Source organism: Parafrankia sp. Ea1.12 (assembly GCF_900465275.1).
In the GTDB taxonomy this organism is placed as follows: domain Bacteria; phylum Actinomycetota; class Actinomycetes; order Frankiales; family Frankiaceae; genus Parafrankia; species Parafrankia soli.
Genome location: NZ_UBIZ01000228.1, coordinates 1 through 216, shown reverse-complemented (window position 1 = coordinate 216; position 216 = coordinate 1). Strand labels below are relative to the sequence as shown.

The 216-nt window shown below is 67.6% G+C and carries 1 pseudogene; it reads right to left on the bottom strand.

Annotated features, from left to right (window positions below):
- Positions 1 to 216, bottom strand: a pseudogene (locus tag FMEAI12_RS08800) (integrase); the annotation flags it as partial.

Sequence of the window (216 nt, the reverse complement as noted above, 5' to 3'; positions counted from 1 at the left end):
GGTGGTGATGCCGGCGTCGGCGAGGACCGCGTCGAAGGAGGCGGTGAACTGGCCGGCGCGGTCACGAACCAGAAACTGGAAGTCGGCCATCCGGTCGCCGAGGTCCATGAGGAGGTTGCGGATCTGCCGGGTGGTCCATCGTCCGTCGGGGTTGGCGGTGACCCCGAGGATGTGCACGGTCCGGGAGCCGACCTCCAGGACGAAGAAGCAGTACAG